General features: G+C 68.3%; 15 protein-coding genes and 1 tRNA gene. 11 read left to right on the forward strand and 5 right to left on the reverse strand.

The window, feature by feature from the left end; translation table 11 throughout:
* The first annotated feature begins 47 nt into the window (after nucleotides 1–47).
* From ACU5AX_RS05775 to ACU5AX_RS05785, 3 genes are read left to right on the forward strand one after another with little or no spacing between them, the layout of a single operon-like run.
* Nucleotides 48–605, forward strand: coding sequence for a PAS domain-containing protein (locus tag ACU5AX_RS05775; protein WP_198352264.1), 558 nt, complete (start codon nucleotides 48–50; stop codon nucleotides 603–605).
* Nucleotides 598–4023, forward strand: coding sequence for a chemotaxis protein CheB (locus tag ACU5AX_RS05780; RefSeq protein WP_446690005.1), 3426 nt, complete (start codon nucleotides 598–600; stop codon nucleotides 4021–4023). Before ACU5AX_RS05775 ends, ACU5AX_RS05780 begins: the two co-directional genes overlap by 8 nt.
* Nucleotides 4016–4387 (forward strand): response regulator, encoded by a 372-nt coding sequence (locus ACU5AX_RS05785; RefSeq protein WP_198352262.1) that lies wholly within the window; start codon nucleotides 4016–4018, stop codon nucleotides 4385–4387. The genes ACU5AX_RS05780 and ACU5AX_RS05785 overlap by 8 nt, the downstream gene beginning before the upstream one ends.
* A gap of 85 nt (nucleotides 4388–4472) precedes the next feature.
* On the opposite strand, the gene ACU5AX_RS05790 is transcribed toward ACU5AX_RS05785, so the two are convergent.
* Nucleotides 4473–4549 (reverse strand) — tRNA-Pro (locus ACU5AX_RS05790).
* A gap of 198 nt (nucleotides 4550–4747) precedes the next feature.
* Between ACU5AX_RS05790 and yajC the strand changes: the two genes are divergently transcribed.
* From yajC to ACU5AX_RS05810, 4 genes are read left to right on the forward strand one after another with little or no spacing between them, the layout of a single operon-like run.
* Nucleotides 4748–5086 (forward strand): preprotein translocase subunit YajC, encoded by a 339-nt coding sequence (gene yajC / locus ACU5AX_RS05795; protein WP_198352261.1) that lies wholly within the window; start codon nucleotides 4748–4750, stop codon nucleotides 5084–5086.
* Nucleotides 5086–6681, forward strand: a complete 1596-nt coding sequence (gene secD, locus ACU5AX_RS05800; RefSeq protein ID WP_198352260.1) for a protein translocase subunit SecD — start codon at nucleotides 5086–5088, stop codon at nucleotides 6679–6681. The genes yajC and secD overlap by 1 nt, the downstream gene beginning before the upstream one ends.
* A gap of 15 nt (nucleotides 6682–6696) precedes the next feature.
* Nucleotides 6697–7668 carry a protein translocase subunit SecF gene (gene secF / locus ACU5AX_RS05805; RefSeq protein ID WP_198352259.1) on the forward strand — a complete coding sequence of 324 codons (972 nt, stop codon included), beginning with the start codon at nucleotides 6697–6699 and terminating at the stop codon, nucleotides 7666–7668.
* Nucleotides 7637–8047, forward strand: a complete 411-nt coding sequence (locus ACU5AX_RS05810; RefSeq protein ID WP_232473777.1) for an Mth938-like domain-containing protein — start codon at nucleotides 7637–7639, stop codon at nucleotides 8045–8047. The genes secF and ACU5AX_RS05810 overlap by 32 nt, the downstream gene beginning before the upstream one ends.
* A 20-nt stretch (nucleotides 8048–8067) precedes the next feature.
* Here the strand turns inward: ACU5AX_RS05810 and ACU5AX_RS05815 are convergent, their stop codons facing one another.
* Nucleotides 8068–9270 carry a glycosyltransferase gene (locus ACU5AX_RS05815; protein WP_446690006.1) on the reverse strand — a complete coding sequence of 401 codons (1203 nt, stop codon included), beginning with the start codon at nucleotides 9268–9270 and terminating at the stop codon, nucleotides 8068–8070.
* A gap of 60 nt (nucleotides 9271–9330) precedes the next feature.
* The gene (locus ACU5AX_RS05820) at nucleotides 9331–10152 is read right to left on the reverse strand and encodes a class I mannose-6-phosphate isomerase (RefSeq protein WP_446690007.1); all 822 of its coding nucleotides are present in this window, start codon (nucleotides 10150–10152) and stop codon (nucleotides 9331–9333) included.
* 94 nt (nucleotides 10153–10246) lie between these two features.
* Here ACU5AX_RS05820 and ACU5AX_RS05825 point away from each other — a divergent pair, with 94 nt between their 5' ends.
* Entirely contained in the window at nucleotides 10247–11197 is a 951-nt protein-coding gene (locus tag ACU5AX_RS05825; RefSeq protein ID WP_198352256.1) for an outer membrane protein assembly factor BamD, read from the forward strand.
* Nucleotides 11198–11935: 738 nt separating this feature from the next.
* On the opposite strand, the gene ACU5AX_RS05830 is transcribed toward ACU5AX_RS05825, so the two are convergent.
* A complete protein-coding gene (locus ACU5AX_RS05830) occupies nucleotides 11936–12166 on the reverse strand; it encodes a hypothetical protein (RefSeq protein ID WP_446690008.1) in 231 nt (76 codons plus the stop codon).
* A gap of 144 nt (nucleotides 12167–12310) precedes the next feature.
* Here ACU5AX_RS05830 and recN point away from each other — a divergent pair, with 144 nt between their 5' ends.
* Nucleotides 12311–13969, forward strand: a complete 1659-nt coding sequence (gene recN, locus ACU5AX_RS05835; protein WP_446690009.1) for a DNA repair protein RecN — start codon at nucleotides 12311–12313, stop codon at nucleotides 13967–13969.
* Nucleotides 13970–14215: 246 nt separating this feature from the next.
* On the opposite strand, the gene ACU5AX_RS05840 is transcribed toward recN, so the two are convergent.
* Complete coding sequence (locus tag ACU5AX_RS05840; protein ID WP_446690010.1) at nucleotides 14216–15193, reverse strand: SDR family oxidoreductase; 978 nt, start codon at nucleotides 15191–15193, stop codon at nucleotides 14216–14218.
* Between the two features lie 121 nt (nucleotides 15194–15314).
* Between ACU5AX_RS05840 and ACU5AX_RS05845 the strand changes: the two genes are divergently transcribed.
* Nucleotides 15315–15614, forward strand: a complete 300-nt coding sequence (locus ACU5AX_RS05845) for a hypothetical protein (protein WP_446690011.1) — start codon at nucleotides 15315–15317, stop codon at nucleotides 15612–15614.
* 45 nt (nucleotides 15615–15659) lie between these two features.
* Nucleotides 15660–17795 (forward strand): NAD-dependent DNA ligase LigA, encoded by a 2136-nt coding sequence (gene ligA / locus ACU5AX_RS05850; RefSeq protein ID WP_446690012.1) that lies wholly within the window; start codon nucleotides 15660–15662, stop codon nucleotides 17793–17795.
* Nucleotides 17796–17884 lie beyond the last annotated feature (89 nt).

The following is a 17884-nucleotide window of genomic DNA, read 5'->3' on the forward strand; positions in this document are numbered from 1 at the left end:
TTGCAACCGATCGGCCGCTTGTGCTTAGTGACCGCGAAAGTGCACGCGTGACCATCGACATACCCAATCACCTGAGCGACTATTTCGCCCGATCCCATATCGCGCTCGCGCTGGCCGCGGCGACGGACGACAATCCGTTGCTGCTCGTCAACGCGCCGTTCCGCGCGCTGACCGGCTATCGCGACGAGGATGTGATCGGCCGCAATTGCCGCATGCTCCAGGGTGACGCCCCCAACGTCGAGCCGCGCGCGGTGCTGCGCGAATTCCTCGCCGACGACCGCGAAGGCAACGTACGCACCCCGATCATCAACTTCCGCAAGGACGGCTCGCCGTTCGTCAACCTGCTCTTCATGTCGAAGCTGCGCGCGCTCGATCGCACCGTCCGCTACGTCTTTGCCTCGCAATTCGACATCAGCCGGTCGCAGCCCGACATGCTGGCCGAATATGACGACCAGCTCGCCCGCACCCTGGGTCAGTTGCGCCCGGTGCTCGCGGAAAGCGGCATCGTGCTGGAGGGATCGCTGGTGACGATCGCCAACACCGCCGCGACCGTCGCCCAGGCCAAGCTGACGCTCGCCGATCTCGATGCCAAGCCCTTTGGCTGACGATCCGTCCGACCCGCCACCAGAGGCGTTGCCGATCGTCGGCATCGGCGCCTCCGCCGGCGGGCTGGAAGCGTTGCGCGACATGCTGGCGCCCGCCCGCGCGCCGACCGGCATGGCGTTCGTCATCGTCCAGCATCTCGATCCCAATCACGAAAGCATGCTGGCGCAGCTGCTCGGCCGCCACACCAGCCTCGACGTGCTGCAATGCGAGGGTGGCGAGCGGGTCGAGGCGGACCGCGTCTACATCATCCCGCCCGGCCACGGCCTGGTGGTGCGCGACGGCGTGCTAGAGCTGACCGATTTCGCCCAGCCCCGCGGCCTGCGCCGGCCGATCGACGATTTCTTCCTGTCGCTCGCCTCGGACCAGCAGGGTAACGCCGCCTGCGTCATCCTGTCGGGCACCGGCGCCGACGGCACCACCGGCCTGCGCGCGGTCAAGGAGAATGGGGGCGTCTGCGTCGTCCAGCAGCCGGAAACCGCCCGCTACGACGGCATGCCGCTGTCGGCGGTCGGCACCGGGCTGGTCGATTTCGTCAAGACGCCGGGCGAGATCATTCATTGCCTGCACGGCTTCTTCTCGCGTCGCGGCGGCGAGGCCGGCGAAGCGGAAGCGGGGGTCGTCGCCGACCATGTCGACGATCTGTGCCGGGTGTTGCGCACCGCGGTCGGCCACGATTTCTCCGGCTACAAGCGGTCGACGCTGGTCCGCCGCGTCGAGCGGCGCATGCACGTGCTCGGCATAGAGACGGGGCGCGCCTACCTCAACCGCGTCCGCAACGATGCCAAGGAATGCGAGGCGCTGTTCCGCGACCTCTTGATCAACGTCACGCGCTTCTTCCGCGACGCCGAATATTTCGAGGTGTTGCGCAGCCGTGCCATCGAACCGCTGCTGCGCGATCGTGCCGCCGACGAGGACGTGCGCGTCTGGATTCCCGGCTGTTCGAGCGGCGAGGAAGCCTATTCGATCGCGATGCTGTTCGCGGAAGCCGCGCGGACCACCGGCCAGCCGCTCGCCGTGCAGATCTTCGCCACCGATATCGACGAACAGATGCTGGCGATCGCGCGCGAGGGCACCTATCCCGCCTCGGCGCTGGCCGACATCCCGCCGCCGCTGCGCGAGCGGTACACCGTGCCGCATGCCGAGCGCTTCACCATGGCGCCGGCAATCCGCGACATGATCCGGTTTTCCAACCACAGCCTGGTCAAGGATCCGCCGTTCGCGCGCATCGACCTGCTGTCGTGTCGCAACCTGCTGATCTATTTCGACGACCAGCTGCAGCAATCGATCATGCCGCTGCTCCATTATGCCGTGCGGCCCGGCGGTTTCCTGTTCCTCGGCCCGTCGGAAAGCGTCGGCCGCTTCGAACATCTCTTTCCCGTCCTCGACCAGCATGCGCGCCTGTTCGAGCGGTCGCCGGGGGCGCCGAGCTATCCGATCGACCTGCCGGGCAGCCTGCGCCAGCGTACGCCGCGGCGCGAGCGCGACACCGGCGGCGGGTCGAGCCTGATGGGCGACGAAGGCGCGGCGATCCGCCGCATCGTCGATCGCTATGCCCCGCCCAGCCTGATCCTCGACCAGGACGGCGGCATCCTGTCGGCGTTCGGCAAGCTCGGCCGCTATTTCGACTTTCCGGTGACGCGAACCGGCGGATCGAGCGCGATCACCCTCGCCCGCCCCGGCCTGCGCACCGTGCTCGGCCCGCTGCTCCGCCAGGCGCGCGACCAGCGCAAACGGCTGGTCGCCCGCGACGTCGCGGTGACCGGCGAGTTCGGCACGCAGATGGTCGAGGTGGTGTGCGAGCCGCTGTCCGACGGCACCTTGCTGTTCGTCTTCCGCGAGAGCGGACCGTTCCGACCGGCCGACGCCAACGACCTGACCGACATGGAATCGGGTGACGACCATGTCGAGGCGTTGGAGGACGAGCTGCGCCTGACCCGGCATCGGCTGCGCTCGACCGTCGAGGAGCTGGAGACGGCGAACGAGGAGCTGAAGAGCTCCAACGAAGAAATGATGTCGATGAACGAGGAGCTCCAGTCGACCAACGAGGAGCTGTCCACCGTCAACGACGAACTGAAAAGCAAGGTCGACCAGCTCACCGTCGCCAATTCCGACCTGAAGAATTTCTACGAATCGACCGATCTGGCGATGATCGTCGTCGATGCGGAGCTGCGCATCCGCAGCTTCACCGAGGGGGCGACGACGATCTTCCCGCTCAAGGCGGCGGATCGTGGACGGCCGCTGACCGATGTCGCCAGCCGACTGGAGACGACCGACTATCTGGACGAAGCGCGCAACGTCGCGGCCGGCGCCGGGCCGCTGCAGCGACGGGTCGCCACCCGCGACGGCGAACGCGTCTTCTCGCTCAGGGTGCTGCCCTATCGCACCCAGTCGGGGTCGATCGACGGCGCCACCCTGCTGCTCACCGACATCACCGACGCGCTCGACATGGAACGTCAGCTCGCCTCCGAGCGCGAGCGACTCGACCTTGCAATCAAGGCGGGCGGCATCGGCGTCTGGGAATATTGCCCGGAGACCGGCGAGACGATCCTCGACGGCGTCGAACAGGCGCTGTTCGCGGTCAGCGGTCCCGATGCGGGACGGATCGACCCGCTGCTGGCGCGGATCGAGCCCGACGACCGCGGCGCGGTGGAAGAATCGCTGCGTCGCGCCGCCACCGGCGCCTGCGACTTCGAGGCCAGCTTCCGAGTCCGTCACGGCGACGGTACGGTGCGCTGGCTCAAGGGCTTCGGCCGGCTGATCGCGGGCAGCGCGCCGCCGCGCCTGATCGGCGTGTCGATCGACGTGTCGCCCGAATATGCGGTGGCGGAAACGCGCGAGCTGATGCTGCGCGAGATGAACCACCGCGTGAAGAACCTGTTCGCGATCGTCGGCGGCATGGTCGGCGCCGCCGCGCGCAGCCACGACGACGTGCGGACCTTCGCCGACGATCTGCGCGAGCGGATCTCCGCCCTGGGCCGCGCCCATTCGCTCGCCTCGCCGACGGGCGAGCAGCAGGCGATCGACCTGCAGGGCCTCGTCACCGCGACGCTCGCCCCCTATCGCGATCATGCCGGGATCGTAATGGACGGTCCGGACGTTCTGGTGGATCGGAACTGTCTCTCCCCGCTCGCGCTGATGCTGCACGAATGGGCCACCAACTCGGTGAAATACGGTGCGCTGGGGGCAGGACCGGCGGGACGGCTTGAGGTGCGCTGGCGAATGGAAAACAAGGGGTTGGTCTTGGACTGGAGCGAGCAGCGCCGCAGCACGGCGCCGGTCGGCACGGGTCGCGGCTTCGGCACGTTGCTGGTCGACACCTCGGCCCGTCAGCTCGGCGCGACGCTCGACCGTGCCATCACCAGCGACCGGTTCGCGCTGACCCTGACGCTGCCGCAGGACGTGCTCGTCCATGGCTGACAAGGTGATGCTGGTCGAGGACGAGCTGTTCGTGGCGCTCGACGTGCAGATGACGATCGAGGAAGCCGGCCTGTCGGTCGAGGGACCCTATACCTCGCTCGCCGAGGCGGAGGCGGCGTTGAGCACGCTCGACCCGCATGCGCTGCTGTGCGCGGTGCTCGACGTGCGGCTGCGCGACGGCGAGGTCTTCCCCGCGGCGGACCGGCTGAAGGCAGCGGGCGTGCCGATCATCTTCCACTCCGGCCATGCCGACCAGCAGGCGCTCGAGCGCCGCTATCCGGGGGCGCTGGTCTGCGGCAAGCCCTGTTCACCGGGCACGCTGCGCAGCAGCATCCAGTCGATCGCCGAACACGTCGAGGATTGAGGCGCGCTGCGCCTTCCCGGAGGATTGAGGCTCGCCGCGCCGTCCCGCTGCGGGAGGGCGTTCGCCGACGGTGATGTTCGATAAATGGTCGGGGCGACAGGATTCGAACCTGCGACCCCCACACCCCCAGTGTGATGCGCTACCAGGCTGCGCTACGCCCCGACCGAGGGCCCGGCGACACTGCCGCGACGGACCCGAGCGCGGGCCTGTAGGCCGCTCCGCCGCGGCGCGCAAGCCGTCTTCGTCGTAAGCTGTCCGCAAAGCGGCAAAGATTGCGCGGCTCGCGAAGCGATGCTAGCCCGCGGCGCATCCTGTGCGACGGGAGCCTTTCCCGCCGCCGACCAGCCATGCACGGATCCGATGCTCATCTCCCCAGCTTATGCCCAGGCCGCCGGCGGCGCCGCTGAATCGGGCGGTATCGCCTCGTTCCTCAGCCTCGCCCCGCTGTTTCTCGTCTTCATCGTCTTCTACGTGCTGATGATCCGTCCGCAGCAGAAGCGGATGAAGACGCTGCAGCAGGCGGTCGAGGGCGTGAAGAAGAACGACACCGTCGTCACCGCTGGCGGCATCGTCGGCAAGGTGACCAAGGTCGAGGACCGCTTCGTCGAGGTCGAGATCGCGCCGAACACCCGCGTCCGCATCGTCAAGTCGACGCTGAGCGAGGTGACCAGCGCCAACGCGAAGCCGGCGAACGACTGATGCTGGACTTTCCCCGCTGGAAGGTGACCGCGATCTGGGCGCTGCTCGCGGCCCTGTGTGCGCTGTCGATCCCGAGCTTCTTCTCGGAGGAACAGACCCGCAACTGGCCGGCGCATCCGCGCATCAACCTCGGTCTCGATCTCGCCGGCGGCAGCTATCTGCTGCTCGAGGCGGACACGCAGGATCTCGCCAACAGCCGCATCGAATCGATGCGCGACCAGATCCAGGGCTCGCTGCGCAACGGCACGCCGCGGATCGCGATCGGCGACATCTCGACCCGCGGCGGTCAGATCAGCTTCATGCTGCGCGATCCGACGCAGGTCGATGCGGCGCGCGAGCGGCTGCTCGGCATCACCGGCAGCGGCGCCGGCATGTCCGGCCAGCGCGAATGGGATATCCAGGTCGTCGACACCAGCCGCTTCATCGTCACCCCGACCAAGGCCGGGCTCGACCAGGCGGTGAAGACCGCGATGAACGACACCACCGACGTGGTGCGCAAGCGGATCGACGCGCTCGGCACGCGCGAGCCGACGATCGTCCGCCAGGGCGACAATCGCATCGTCGTGCAGGTGCCGGGCCTCAACAACCCGCAGGCGCTGAAGGACCTGCTCGGCAAGACCGCCAAGCTCGAATTCAAGCTGGTCGACACCACCGCCAATCCCGCCGACCTCGCCAAGGGCATCGCGCCGATCGGCAGCCAGATCCTGCCCTATGCGACGCCCGGCCTGCCGCCGATCGCGGTCAAGCGCGAGGTGATCATCTCCGGCGACATGCTCGCCGACGCGCGCCAGGCCTTCGACCAGCAGACCAATCAGCCCAACGTCGAAATGACGTTCAACGCCATCGGCGGCAGCCGCTTCGCCCGCGTCACCCAGGCGAACATCGGCAAGCCGTTCGCGATCATCGTCGACAACAAGGTGATCTCGGCGCCGAACATCCAGACCGCGATCCTGGGCGGTACCGCGACGATCAGCGGCGGCGGCTTCACGGTCGACAGCGCCAACCAGCTCGCCATCGCGCTGCGTTCGGGCAAGCTGTCGGTGAACCTCAAGGTGATCGAGGAATCGACCATCTCGGCCAGCCTCGGCAAGGACTCGATCCACAACGGCATCATCGCCTGCGCCGTCGCGGTGGCGCTGGTCATCGCCTTCATGTTCCTGACCTACGGCCGCTTCGGGCTCTACGCGAACCTCGCGGTGGTCATCAACGTGTTCGTCATCCTCGGCGTGCTCGCCGTGCTGCACGGCACGCTGACGCTGCCGGGCATCGCCGGCTTCGTGCTGACCATCGGCACCGCGGTCGACGCCAACGTGCTGATCAACGAGCGCATCCGCGAGGAACGCCGGCGCGGGCGCAGCGTCGTCCAGGCGGTCGAGCTCGGCTACAAGGAGGCGAGCCGCACGATCTTCGAGGCGAACGTCACCCATGCCATCTCGGGCATCATCATGTTCGTGCTCGGCTCGGGCCCGGTGAAGGGCTTCGCGGTGGTGCTGCTGATCGGCATCTGCACCTCGGTGTTCACCGCCGTCACCTTCACCCGCATGCTCGTCGCACTGTGGATCCGGCGCAACAAGCCCAAGACGATCAACATCTGATCGGGGACCTGAACCATGAAACTCCTGAAAATCGTCCCCGACAACACCAACATCGACTTTGTCCGGCTGCGCGGCTGGGCGTTCGGCCTGACGCTGCTGCTCAGCGTGCTGGCGGTCGGCGTCACTCTGGTGCGCGGCCTCAACTTCGGCGTCGATTTCGCCGGCGGCCTCTCGATCGAGGAACGCTTCGTCACGCCGCCGGCGGAGGACAAGGTGCGCAGCGTCGTCAACGGCCTCGGCGTCGGCGAAGCCTCGCTCCAGCAGCTCAGCGATCCGCGGTCGCTGACCATCCTGCTCCCCGCGCAGGAAAGCGCCGACGAGGGTGCGACCAACGCGGTGGTCAAGAAGGTCGAGACCGCGCTGGCGCAGGCCTTCCCCGGCGCGACGTTCAGCCGCTATTCGACCGTGTCGGGCAAGGTGTCGGGCGAGCTGATCCGCAACGGCGTGCTCGCCGTCGTGCTGGCGATCATCGGCATCGGCCTGTTCGCGATCTTCCGCTTCGAATGGCAGTTCGGCGTCTCGACGATCGTCGCGATCGTCCACGACCTGTTGATGACCCTCGGCTTCTTCGCGATCACGCGGTTCGAATTCGACCTCAACATCGTCGCCGCGGTGCTGACCATCATCGGCTATTCGATCAACGACAAGATCGTCATCGACGACCGCATCCGCGAGAACATGCGCCGCTATCGCAAGATGGACATGCGCGAGATCATCAATCTGTCGGTCAACGAGACGCTGCCGCGCACGGTAATGACCTCGGTGACCATCCTGCTGGCGCTGGTCGCGATGCTGCTGCTCGGCGGGCACGTGCTGCGCGGCTTCACCGCGGCGATGATCCTCGGCATCGTCGTCGGCACCTATTCGTCGATCTACGTGTCGTCGTCGCTGCTGATCAGCCTGGGCCTGCGCGCCGAGCCCAAGGCGGAGAAGATCGGCACCAGCCCGATCGACAATGCCGAGCGCGTCGCGCCGCGCGACCGCTGAGCCGATCATGCGGATGGAGCGCGAGCAGCAGGCCGGCGGCCCGATCGTACGGGGCTTCGCCGGCACCGGCTTCCGGGTCGACGACGGCGCCTATCGCGCGCTGCTGCTGACGGTGACCGCGGCGTCCGGCTGGACGCCGCCGCCGCTCGCCACGCTCGACGTCGACGCGCTGGCGCCGCTGCTCGATCCGGCGCCGGAATTCGTGCTGATCGGCACCGGCGCGACGCTGACCCGCCCCCCTGCCGCGCTGGTCGCGGCGTTGGACGCGCAGGGTATCGGCGTCGAGGCGATGGACAGCCGCGCCGCCGCCCGTGCCTGGGGCGTGCTGCGTGGCGAGGGTCGCCAGATCGCCGCCGCCCTCTACCCGCTCGACGCCTGAGCGGCTTCGCTTAAATCCGTTCAGGACGCGGCGGCGCTTCGATCCGCGGCCGCGCCGCGCCCCCGGGCGACCAGCCCGGCGAGATGGACGAACAGCGCCGCGCCATTGGCGGCCCAGGTGAAGGGCGCCGCCATCGCGCGGGTCGCCTCGGCCGCCGGCGGGTCGGCGAGGATCGCGGCGATGCCGCCGGCGAATCCGGCCGCCGTCCGCGGCACGATCCGCCCCGCGTCCGGCCCGATCACCACTTCGCGCGCGCCGCCGGCGTCGGAAATCACCACCGGGGTACCGCAGGCGATCGCCTCCACCCAGGCGTTGGCGAGCCCTTCCGAGCGCGACGCGAGCGCCATGACGTCCGCGGCGCCGATCAGCGCGGGCAGGTCGTCGTGCGGGACGCCGCCGATCAGCCGGACCCGATCGGTGATGCCGTGCTGTGCGGCACGCGCGGCAAGGCGGTCGCGCTCCGGCCCCTCGCCGGCGATGATCAGCGTCACGCCCGGCAGTCCGGCGACCGCGTCGATGACGATGTCATGCCCCTTGCGCGGGATCAGCGCGCCGAGCGACAACACCAACGGCCCGGCGACGCCCAGCGCCGCCTTCTGTGTTGCCCGGTCGCCGGGGCGGAAGCGATCCTGGTCGACGCCCGTATAGTGGACGTGGATCCGCCCTGCCGGCATGCCGAGCGCGATCATGTCGTCCCGCATCGTCGCGCTGACCGCGAGCATGCCGTCCGCCGCCACGGCCGCCGCCCGTACCTGTTCCGCGGTGGCGCGCGCCGTGCCCCAGTGGTGGATGTCGGCGCCGCGCGCCTTGATCGACACCGGCACGCCATAGCGCGCGCCGAGCGCCACCGCCGCCGGCCCGTCGGGGTAGAAGAAGGAGGCGTCGATCACGTCGAAGCGGAATTCATCGCGCAGTCGATCGATCACCGGCCTCAGTGCGCGTTGCAGACTGGCGGCGTTGCGGGGGCCGCCGACCCGCGGCAGCGCCACGAAACGCGGCCGCTCGACGGCCAGGCCGAGCCAGCGGTCGCGCAACGGCACCGTCTGCCGCCCGGCGGGGGCGAGCCAGGCGAGCGGGCCCGGCGGCGTCCCGATCGGCGCGACGACGCGCACCTCGACCCCTGGCACCGCCGCCAACGCCTGCGTCTGGCGGGCGACGAACTGGCCGAAATTGGGCCGGCTCGCATCGGGAAACAGCGTCGAAAGCGTCAGCACGCGCAACATGCGCGCGGCTCTACCCTACCAGACGTTAAGGGGCGGTGATCCACCGCCCCGCTTCGGCCCTTATCGCCGCTGCGTGCCCGGATAGGCGAACAGCAGGTCGGCGTCCCCGTCGACCTCCACCGTCTCTGTGCCGGTGACGGTGACGCATTCGCCCGCCTTGAACGCGACGCCGGCGACGCGGCCCGATCCGCTGATCGGCACCAGCCAGCCCGTCGTCCCCTCCGGCAGCGCCACGTCGCGGCCGTGCGACCAGCGCTCCAGCACGAACTTCGGCCCTTCCACCAGGATCGTCCGGCCGGGCTCGACCTCGCCCGGCGAGGTGATCGGCCGATACGGTTCGAGATGCGCGACGTCGACGCCGTCCTTCAGGTGCAATTCGCGGTCGCTGCCATAGTCATACAGACGATAGGTCGTCTCGCTGTTCTGCTGCACCTCGATCAGCGTCAGCCCGCCGCCGATCGCGTGGATCGTGCCCGACGGTGCGTAATAGAAATCGCCCGCCTTCACCGGCACCCAGTCGAGATCCGATTCGATCGTGCCGTTCTGCGCGTCGGCGCGCAGTTGGTCCTTACCGATCGGCTGTTTGGGGCCGAGCGCGATCGTCGAATCGGGCCGAGCGCTCAGGATCGTCCAGCATTCGTCCTTGCCGCGCGGCAGGCCACGGGCATGCGCCTGCTCATCGTCCGGATGCACCTGCACGGACAATTTCTGGCCGGTAAACAGATATTTGATCAGCAAGTCCGGGGTCGTGTCGCCCGGCTCCTGAAACCAGATCTCGCCGACGGGATCGCCGCTCGCCGGCGCATCCTCGAAGCCGAAGCCCAGATCGTGCCGCCCCCAGGGCTTTTCGACGCGGTGGGTGTGGAGCAACGTGGCGGGCATCGAGAGACCTTTCGGGAGGGGAACAAATCCGGGGTGCAACGAATGACGTGGGGGATTGTTCGCGCCAACCCCCTTACGCTAAGAGCCGTAGCCGATGCGTATCCCCCAGTCCAAGGCGCTGACCGCCGCTCTGCTCGCCGCCCTCGTCCTGCCGATGGCGGGTTGCGCCCGCAACCGCGCGAAGAGCGACCTGCCCTATGTCGCGCGCGACGTCGGCACGCTCTATTCCACCGCCAAGACGCGGCTCGACCAGCACCGCTACAAGGAGGCGGCGCAACTGTTCGACGAGGTCGAGCGCCAGCACCCCTATTCGATCTGGGCCCGCCGCGCGCAGCTGATGAGCGCGTTCAGCTATTATCTCGACCGTGACTACACCAAGTCGATCCAGTCGGCGCAGCGCTTCATCTCCGTCCACCCCGGCAATCGCGACGCGCCCTATGCCTATTACCTCGTCGCGCTGAGCTACTACGAACAGATCCGCGACGTCACCCGCGACCAGAAGATCACGCTGCAGGCGCTCAGTGCGCTCGGCGAGCTGACCCGCCGCTATCCCAACACGCGCTACGCGTCGGATGCGCGGCTGAAGATCGACCTGGTCAACGACCATCTGGCCGGCAAGGAAATGGAGATCGGCCGCTTCTACGAAACGCGCGGCCAGTGGCTGGCGGCGACGCTGCGCTTCCGCACCGTGGTCGACAAGTTCCAGACGACGACGCATATTCCAGAAGCGCTGATGCGCCTGACCGAAAGCTATCTCGCCCTCGGCCTGCCCGAAGAGGCGCAGAAGGCGACCGCGGTGCTCGGCGCCAATTATCCCGGCACTGACTGGTACAGCCATGCCTACAAGCTGATGCAGGAGCATCCGGTGCAGAAGGTCGCGGCGGTCGCGCCGGGCCAGCCTATCGTGCCGGTCGGCACCCCCGGCGCCGCGCCCACCCTGCCCGGCGCCTCGACCAAGAGCGGCGGCGCGCCGAGCGCGACCAGCACCGGCCCGGCGCCGGTGGGTCCGGCCGGCAGCACGAGCGCGGGTCGACCGACCAACTGACGCACGCGGGACAACGCGCGGCTTGATCGAAGTCTGACGGTCGCCCCGGCCAGAGCGCCGGGGTACCGCGTCCTTCCCTGCGTTTACCCCACCCTTGAGATCGAGGCGACGCAACAACGCTCCGGCAGTTGGAGCGGTGCGTCCGCTTTTGGGGGGTTAGCGGACTTCGGACATCCCCGCTCTACTCGCTTTAACAAAGGCGACAAGGGAGACTATCGGGAAGCCAGTTTTCACTATTACCTGTCCTGTCATCATGACTTTAAACACCATGACGACCGGTACTGATATTCCAAAAAGCAGGATCAGATCGTTAGGCATTGTCCAATTGATACCAAGGCCTATGAAGCCAAATAGGCATCCAATTATCCACAATACCTTCAGCTTGAATAAGGCGTGCCGGATTATCATCAATATCGACCCGATGCTGGTTGCTATAACGAGCGCAGCGAATAGGATCACGATAATTTGATAGACGTTCATATATCCGCCCTGTCGTTCAAGTTTGCGCGATAAATATCATCCGATTGGTTGCGTCCGCAATTGGGCGAAAGCGGGCCTCAAGCATCGCCCGCAAGCCACGCGAATAGGACATACCCGCCGAAGAGAATGAGCATGATCGCTCCGGCAATCACCGGGCCAAGGAAGGTCCGGCCGCGGTTAGTTGGCGTGGCCACGTTCCAAGCTAGGCTGCGCGCGCTACTATCCGCTAATGGGCGTGAGCGGTCGCCGCACACCGCTCTACAGTTTGCCGATCGTTTGGGCGAGTTGGATGATTGCGCCAATGCATATCAGGCTGACCGCCAACACGTTGAATGTCATCAGCCATCGATAACGCTTTGGCTGAGCGTCCTTTGTAAGCGAGAAGCCTCGGGCTGATGCGACCCCTCGGCGAAGATCACGCCTGATCGCCCAGATACCGTAAAATGCCAGTGCGGATATCGCAGCGGCAAAAAAGACGCTGTCGTCCATGCCCGGACAATATGCCGATTAAGAAGGAGCGCAACGTCTGCATCTGGGCGGCAGACGCCATCCGCCGGACCGCGCCGCCCGTCTCGAAAAAACAGAACATTGAGGGATCAACATCGCCGCGCCGCCGCGCTATATCGGCCGACGATGCTGACTGCGCTTTCCATCCGCGACGTGGTGCTGATCGAGGCGCTGGATCTCGAATTCGGGTCCGGGCTCGACGTGCTGACCGGTGAAACCGGCGCGGGCAAGTCGATCCTGCTCGACGCGCTCGGCCTGGCGCTGGGTGCGCGCGGCGAGAGCGGGCTGGTGCGCCATGGCGCGGCGCAGGCGACGGTGACCGCGACCTTCGACCCGCCGACCGGATCGCTGCGCGCGCTGCTCGACGACAATGGCATCGAGGTCGAGCCGGGCGAGCCGCTGCTCGTCCGCCGCCTGGTCAAGGCGGACGGCGGCAGCCGCGGCTTCGTCAACAATCAGCCGGCGGGCGCGGCGCTGCTGCGCGAGATGGCGCCGATGCTGGTCGAGATCCACGGCCAGCACGATGATCGTGGCCTGCTCAACCCGCGCGGCCATCGTGCGCTGCTCGACGCCTTCGGCCGGATCGACACCGCCGACACGGCGCGGGCCTGGGCAGCGTTCCGCGACGCCGAGGCCAAGCTCGCCGCGGCGCGCGCGGAGATCGAGACGGCGGCGCGCGACCGCGAATGGCTGGAACATGCGGTCGGCGAACTGACCGCGCTCGCCGCCGAGCCGGGCGAGGAAGAGGCGTTGGCCGAAAAGCGTCGCGGCATGCAGCGTGCCGAAAAGATCGCCAGCGAACTGGCGGCGATCGACGCGCATCTCGACGGATCGGACGGCGGCCTGTCGCAATTGCGCCAGGCGGCGCGGGTGCTGGAGCGGATCGCCGAGGATCACCCTGCCCTGGCCGAGGCGCTGGCGGCGATCGACCGCGCGGTGATCGAGGCATCGGCTGCGGAGGAGCGGTTGCGCGAGGCGCATGGCGCGCTTGCCTTCGATCCGCGCGCGCTGGAGGATGACGAGGCGCGGCTGTTCGAGCTGCGCGGCATGGCGCGCAAGCATCGCGTTCAGCCCGATGATCTCCCCGCACTCGCCAGCGAATTGCGCGAGCGCCTCGACCGACTGGAGGCGGGCGAGGACGGCATTGCGGTGCTGGAAGCGACGGTCGCGGCGGCGCGGGCCGATTACGATGCCGCCGCCGACATTCTTTCGACACGTCGACGGGCCGCGGCGGAGCGGCTCGATGCGGCGGTGGCGGGCGAGCTGGCGCCGCTCAAGCTCGATGCGGCGCGCTTCCGCACGGTGGTGCAGACGGTCGGTGCCGAAGGCTGGTCGGCGCATGGCAAGGATCGCGTCGAGTTCGAGATCGCGACCAACCCCGGCGCGCCCTTCGCCCCGCTCGCCAAGATCGCCAGCGGCGGCGAATTGTCGCGCTTCATCCTGGCGCTCAAGGTCGCGCTGGCCGAGGAAGGCGGCGCGGCGACGATGATCTTCGACGAGATCGACCGTGGCGTCGGCGGCGCGGTGGCGAGCGCGATCGGCGATCGGCTGGCGCGACTGGCGGAGCGGACGCAGCTGCTGGTCGTCACCCATTCGCCGCAGGTCGCGGCCCGCGGCGCCGAACATCTGCTGATCGCCAAGAGCCATGACGGCACCGTCACCCGCACCGGCGTGCGCCTCCTCGACGAGGCCGAGCGGCGCGAGGAGATCGCCCGCATGCTGTCCGGCGCGACGGTGACGGACGAGGCGCGCGCCCAGGCCGACCGCCTGTTGGAGACCGCATAAGGCGCTGTCCTACACGGCCGGATGGGGGCATGATGCGGGCGGGTTAACGGCTCTTTCTCATCGTGGTCCAAATGGCGATGGTCACGAGCGGCCTCAGCACCGCCTCCCCCGTCCACGCCCGTGAGGCGCTCGGGTCGAGCCCGGCATCGTGGAGGGGGCGAGAAACCCCGTTCAGGCGTCAATTCTGTCAAGACTCGCGGCGAAACGCGCGATCATCAAGGACTTGGCCGCCGCCCTCACGGGCGATCAGATCGCCCCCGTCCCGCCGTTCGCGCCAAAGGCGCTGCCGGTGGTGAAGCTGTTGGTCGGATCGGCCAGGCTGACGTAGAGGCCGGCCAGCTCCGCCGGCTGGCCGGCGCGTCCCAACGGCGTGTCCTGGCCGAACTTGTCCATCTCGCCCGGCAATTGCCCGCCGGCGACCTGCAGCGGCGTCCAGATCGGCCCCGGCGCCACCGCATTGACGCGGATGCCCTTGCTGGCGATCTGCTTGGCCAGCGCCTTGGTGAAGATCAGGATGCCCGCCTTGGTCGTCGCGTAATCGAGCAATTCCTTTTCCGGACTAACCGAATTGACCGAGGCAGTGTTGATGATCGCCGCGCCTGGCTTCATCAACGGGATCGCCGCCTTGGTCAGGTGGAACATCGCATAGAGGTTGGTCTTCATCGTCCGGTCGAACTGTTCGGCGCTGATCTCCATGATCGACGCCTTGCTCTGCTGATAGGCGGCGTTGTTGACCAGGATGTCGAGCCCGCCGAGTTCGCGATTGGCGCGCCCGATCAGGTCGCGGCAGAATTTTTCGTCGGTCAGGTCGCCGGGGATCAGCACCACCTTGCGGCCCTCGCCGCGCAACAGGCGGGCGACGTCCTGCGCGTCCGGCTCCTCGGTCGGATAATAATTGATCGCGACGTCCGCCCCCTCGCGTGCGAAGGCGATCACCGCGGCGCGGCCGATGCCCGAATCACCGCCGGTGACCAGCGCCTTGCGCCCGGCGAGCCGGCCGGAGCCGCGATAGCTCGCCTCGCCGCAATCCGGCACCGGCTTCATCTCGCGCTGCAGGGCCGGCCATTTCTGCCGCTGTTCCGCAAAGGGTTGGCTGGGGTATTTCGTCTTCGGGTCGGATACGGGCACGGTACCCGCCTGGGCCAGTGCCGGCGCGGCCGCCGCGGTGACTCCGGCCGCGGCCGCGCCCTTGAACAGGTCACGGCGATTGGTCTGATCGGTCACGCGCTATCTCCCTGCCTTTGCAGACGAAAGCGCGCGCGGACGAGGTTGGTTCACGGCGCGTGAGGAATTTTACGCGGCGATGGGACTTGCGCCGCCGCGGTCCAGCCGCGACGAAACAGCGATGGCCATCCGGGATGTCGAATCGCGCGTCGCGCTGGCGATGCTGCCTGTCGGGACGCTGCTCAGCCTGCTCTCCGCCATCGGCGGCGTCGCGGTGCTGGCGCTGGCGATCGACGTGATCATCCGGCGGCCGGCGGGCACCGGCTGGTGGCTGGCCTGGTGCCTGGTCGCGGCCATGATCGCCGCGTGGAATACACGACGATCGCTGGAGACGCTGGCGAGCTTCGAATGGCGCACCGCGCTGCCGGTGCTGGCGCTGTCGATGGCGATCGTCGCCGTCTATCCCAGCTGGTGGTTGTAGCGCGGGGCTTGCCCGATCGCGCCCGCCTCCCCTACCGCCATGCGCATGACCGATCTGCCCGAGACCGAGACCCAGGCTGCCGCCGAGCTGGAAGCGCTCGCCGCCGAGATCGCCCATCACAATCGCCTGTATCATACGGAGGATGCGCCGGAGATCAGCGACGCCGACTATGACGCGCTGATCCGCCGCAACGCCGCACTCGAAACGGCCTTCCCGCATCTGGTCCGCGCCGATTCGCCCAGTCGCCAGCTCGGGGCGACGCCCGCCGGCCATCTTGCCAAGGTCGCCCATGCCCGGCCGATGATGAGCCTCGACAACGCCTTCTCGGACGAGGAGGTGGCCGAATTCGTCGCCCGCGTTCGCCGCTTCCTGCGCCTCGCCGATGACGAGCCGGTGGCGCTGACCGCGGAGACCAAGATCGACGGCCTGTCCTGTTCGCTGCGCTACGAGGACCGTCGGCTCGTCCAGGCGCTGACCCGCGGCGACGGGCAGGTCGGCGAGGACGTCACGGAGAATGTCCGCACCATCGCCGACATCCCCGCCACGCTGCCCGCGGAAGCGCCGGCGGTGTTCGAGATCCGGGGCGAGGTCTATATGGCCAAGGCGGATTTCGCCGCGCTCAACCGCCGGCTCGCCGACGAGGCCGAGGCGAGCGGCAAGGCGGCCCGCCAGTTCGCCAATCCGCGCAATGCCGCCGCCGGCTCGCTGCGCCAGAAGGACGCCGGCGTCACCGCCAGCCGCCCGCTGCGCTTCTTCGCGCACGGTTGGGGCGAGGTGTTCGCCTTGCCCGCCGAGACGCAGAGCGGGGTCGTCGCCGCCTTACAGCAGTGGGGACTGCCGATCGCGGAGGGCTTCACCCGTGCCGATACGGTGGAGGCGGCGATCGCCGCCTATCGCGCGATCGAGGCACGCCGCGCCGACCTGCCCTTCGACATCGACGGCGTCGTCTACAAGGTCGACCGGCTCGACTGGCAGCAGCGGCTCGGCCAGGTCGCGCGCGCGCCGCGCTGGGCGATCGCCCACAAATTCCCGGCGCAGCAGGCGCAGACGACGCTCAACGCGATCGACATCCAGGTCGGCCGCACCGGCAAGCTGACCCCGGTCGCGCGGCTGGAGCCGGTGACCGTCGGCGGCGTCGTCGTCACCAACGCGACGCTGCACAATGCCGACGAGATCGCGCGGCTAGGCGTCCGGCCCGGCGACCGCGTCGTGCTGCAGCGTGCCGGCGACGTCATCCCGCAGATCGTCGACAATCTGTCGCGCGACGACAGCCGCCCGCCATGGCCCTTCCCCACCCATTGCCCCGAATGCGGATCGGCGGCGGAGCGCGCGCCCGGCGAGGTCGACTGGCGCTGTTCGGGGGGCCTGATCTGCCCGGCGCAGCGCGTTGAGCGATTGCGCCATTTCGTCTCGCGCCACGCGCTCGATATCGACGGCCTCGGCATCACCAATATCGAAAGCTTCTTCCGCGACGGTCTGATCCAGACGCCGGCGGACATCTTCCGGCTGACCGAGGAGACGTTGCTCGCGCGCGAACGCTGGGCCGAGGTGTCGGCGCGCAACCTGATCGCGGCGATCGACGCGCGGCGCACGCCGCCGCTCGACCGCTTCCTGTTCGCGCTCGGCATCCGCCACGTCGGCGAGGTCACCGCGCGCGATCTGGCGCGGCGGTGGACGAGCTGGGCCGGGCTGATGGCGATGATCGACCAGGGCATCGCGCTGCGCGACGCGACGCCGGCGGCGATCGGCGAGAGCGACGACAAGCACCTCGCCCGCCTCGCCAAGGCGCTGGCTGCGGTGGTCGACACCAAGCAGGTCGGACCGGAGGTGGCGCTGGCGCTGATCGACTTTTTCGCGGAACCGCACAATCGCGCCGCGGTCGACGACCTGCTCAGCCAGGTAACGCCGGCCGATCTGGTCTGGCAGACCCGCGAATCGGCGGTCAGCGGCCAGACGCTAGTGTTCACCGGCAAGCTGGAGACGCTGAGCCGCGACGAAGCCAAGGCGCAGGCGGAGGCGCTGGGCGCGCGGGTCGCCGGATCGGTGTCGGCGAAGACCGATCTGGTCATCGCCGGGGCGGACGCCGGCTCGAAGCTGAAAAAGGCCGCGGATCTGGGCGTCCGCGTCATTGACGAGGCGACGTGGAACGGGCTGGTGGCCGGCGCCGTCACGCTGGACTGACTTGGTTCCGAGTTGGTGACGAGGCGGACCTAAAACCCTTGGAAGCGTTGCGTTTTTGCAACGCAGCAGCGCGAACGTAACCCGCGTAG

The organism is Sphingomonas benefaciens (assembly GCF_052907485.1).

Coding starts and splice junctions, on each gene's coding strand:
- ACU5AX_RS05785 (WP_198352262.1), top strand. CDS start 4,016: ATGGCTGACAAGGTGATGCTGGTCGAGGACGAGCTGTTCGTGGCGCTC.
- secD (WP_198352260.1), top strand. CDS start 5,086: ATGCTGGACTTTCCCCGCTGGAAGGTGACCGCGATCTGGGCGCTGCTC.
- ligA (WP_446690012.1), top strand. CDS start 15,660: ATGACCGATCTGCCCGAGACCGAGACCCAGGCTGCCGCCGAGCTGGAA.
- recN (WP_446690009.1), top strand. CDS start 12,311: ATGCTGACTGCGCTTTCCATCCGCGACGTGGTGCTGATCGAGGCGCTG.
- ACU5AX_RS05820 (WP_446690007.1), bottom strand. CDS start 10,152: ATGCCCGCCACGTTGCTCCACACCCACCGCGTCGAAAAGCCCTGGGGG.
- secF (WP_198352259.1), top strand. CDS start 6,697: ATGAAACTCCTGAAAATCGTCCCCGACAACACCAACATCGACTTTGTC.
- ACU5AX_RS05815 (WP_446690006.1), bottom strand. CDS start 9,270: ATGTTGCGCGTGCTGACGCTTTCGACGCTGTTTCCCGATGCGAGCCGG.
- ACU5AX_RS05825 (WP_198352256.1), top strand. CDS start 10,247: ATGCGTATCCCCCAGTCCAAGGCGCTGACCGCCGCTCTGCTCGCCGCC.
- ACU5AX_RS05830 (WP_446690008.1), bottom strand. CDS start 12,166: ATGGACGACAGCGTCTTTTTTGCCGCTGCGATATCCGCACTGGCATTT.
- ACU5AX_RS05845 (WP_446690011.1), top strand. CDS start 15,315: ATGGCCATCCGGGATGTCGAATCGCGCGTCGCGCTGGCGATGCTGCCT.
- yajC (WP_198352261.1), top strand. CDS start 4,748: ATGCTCATCTCCCCAGCTTATGCCCAGGCCGCCGGCGGCGCCGCTGAA.
- ACU5AX_RS05810 (WP_232473777.1), top strand. CDS start 7,637: ATGCCGAGCGCGTCGCGCCGCGCGACCGCTGAGCCGATCATGCGGATG.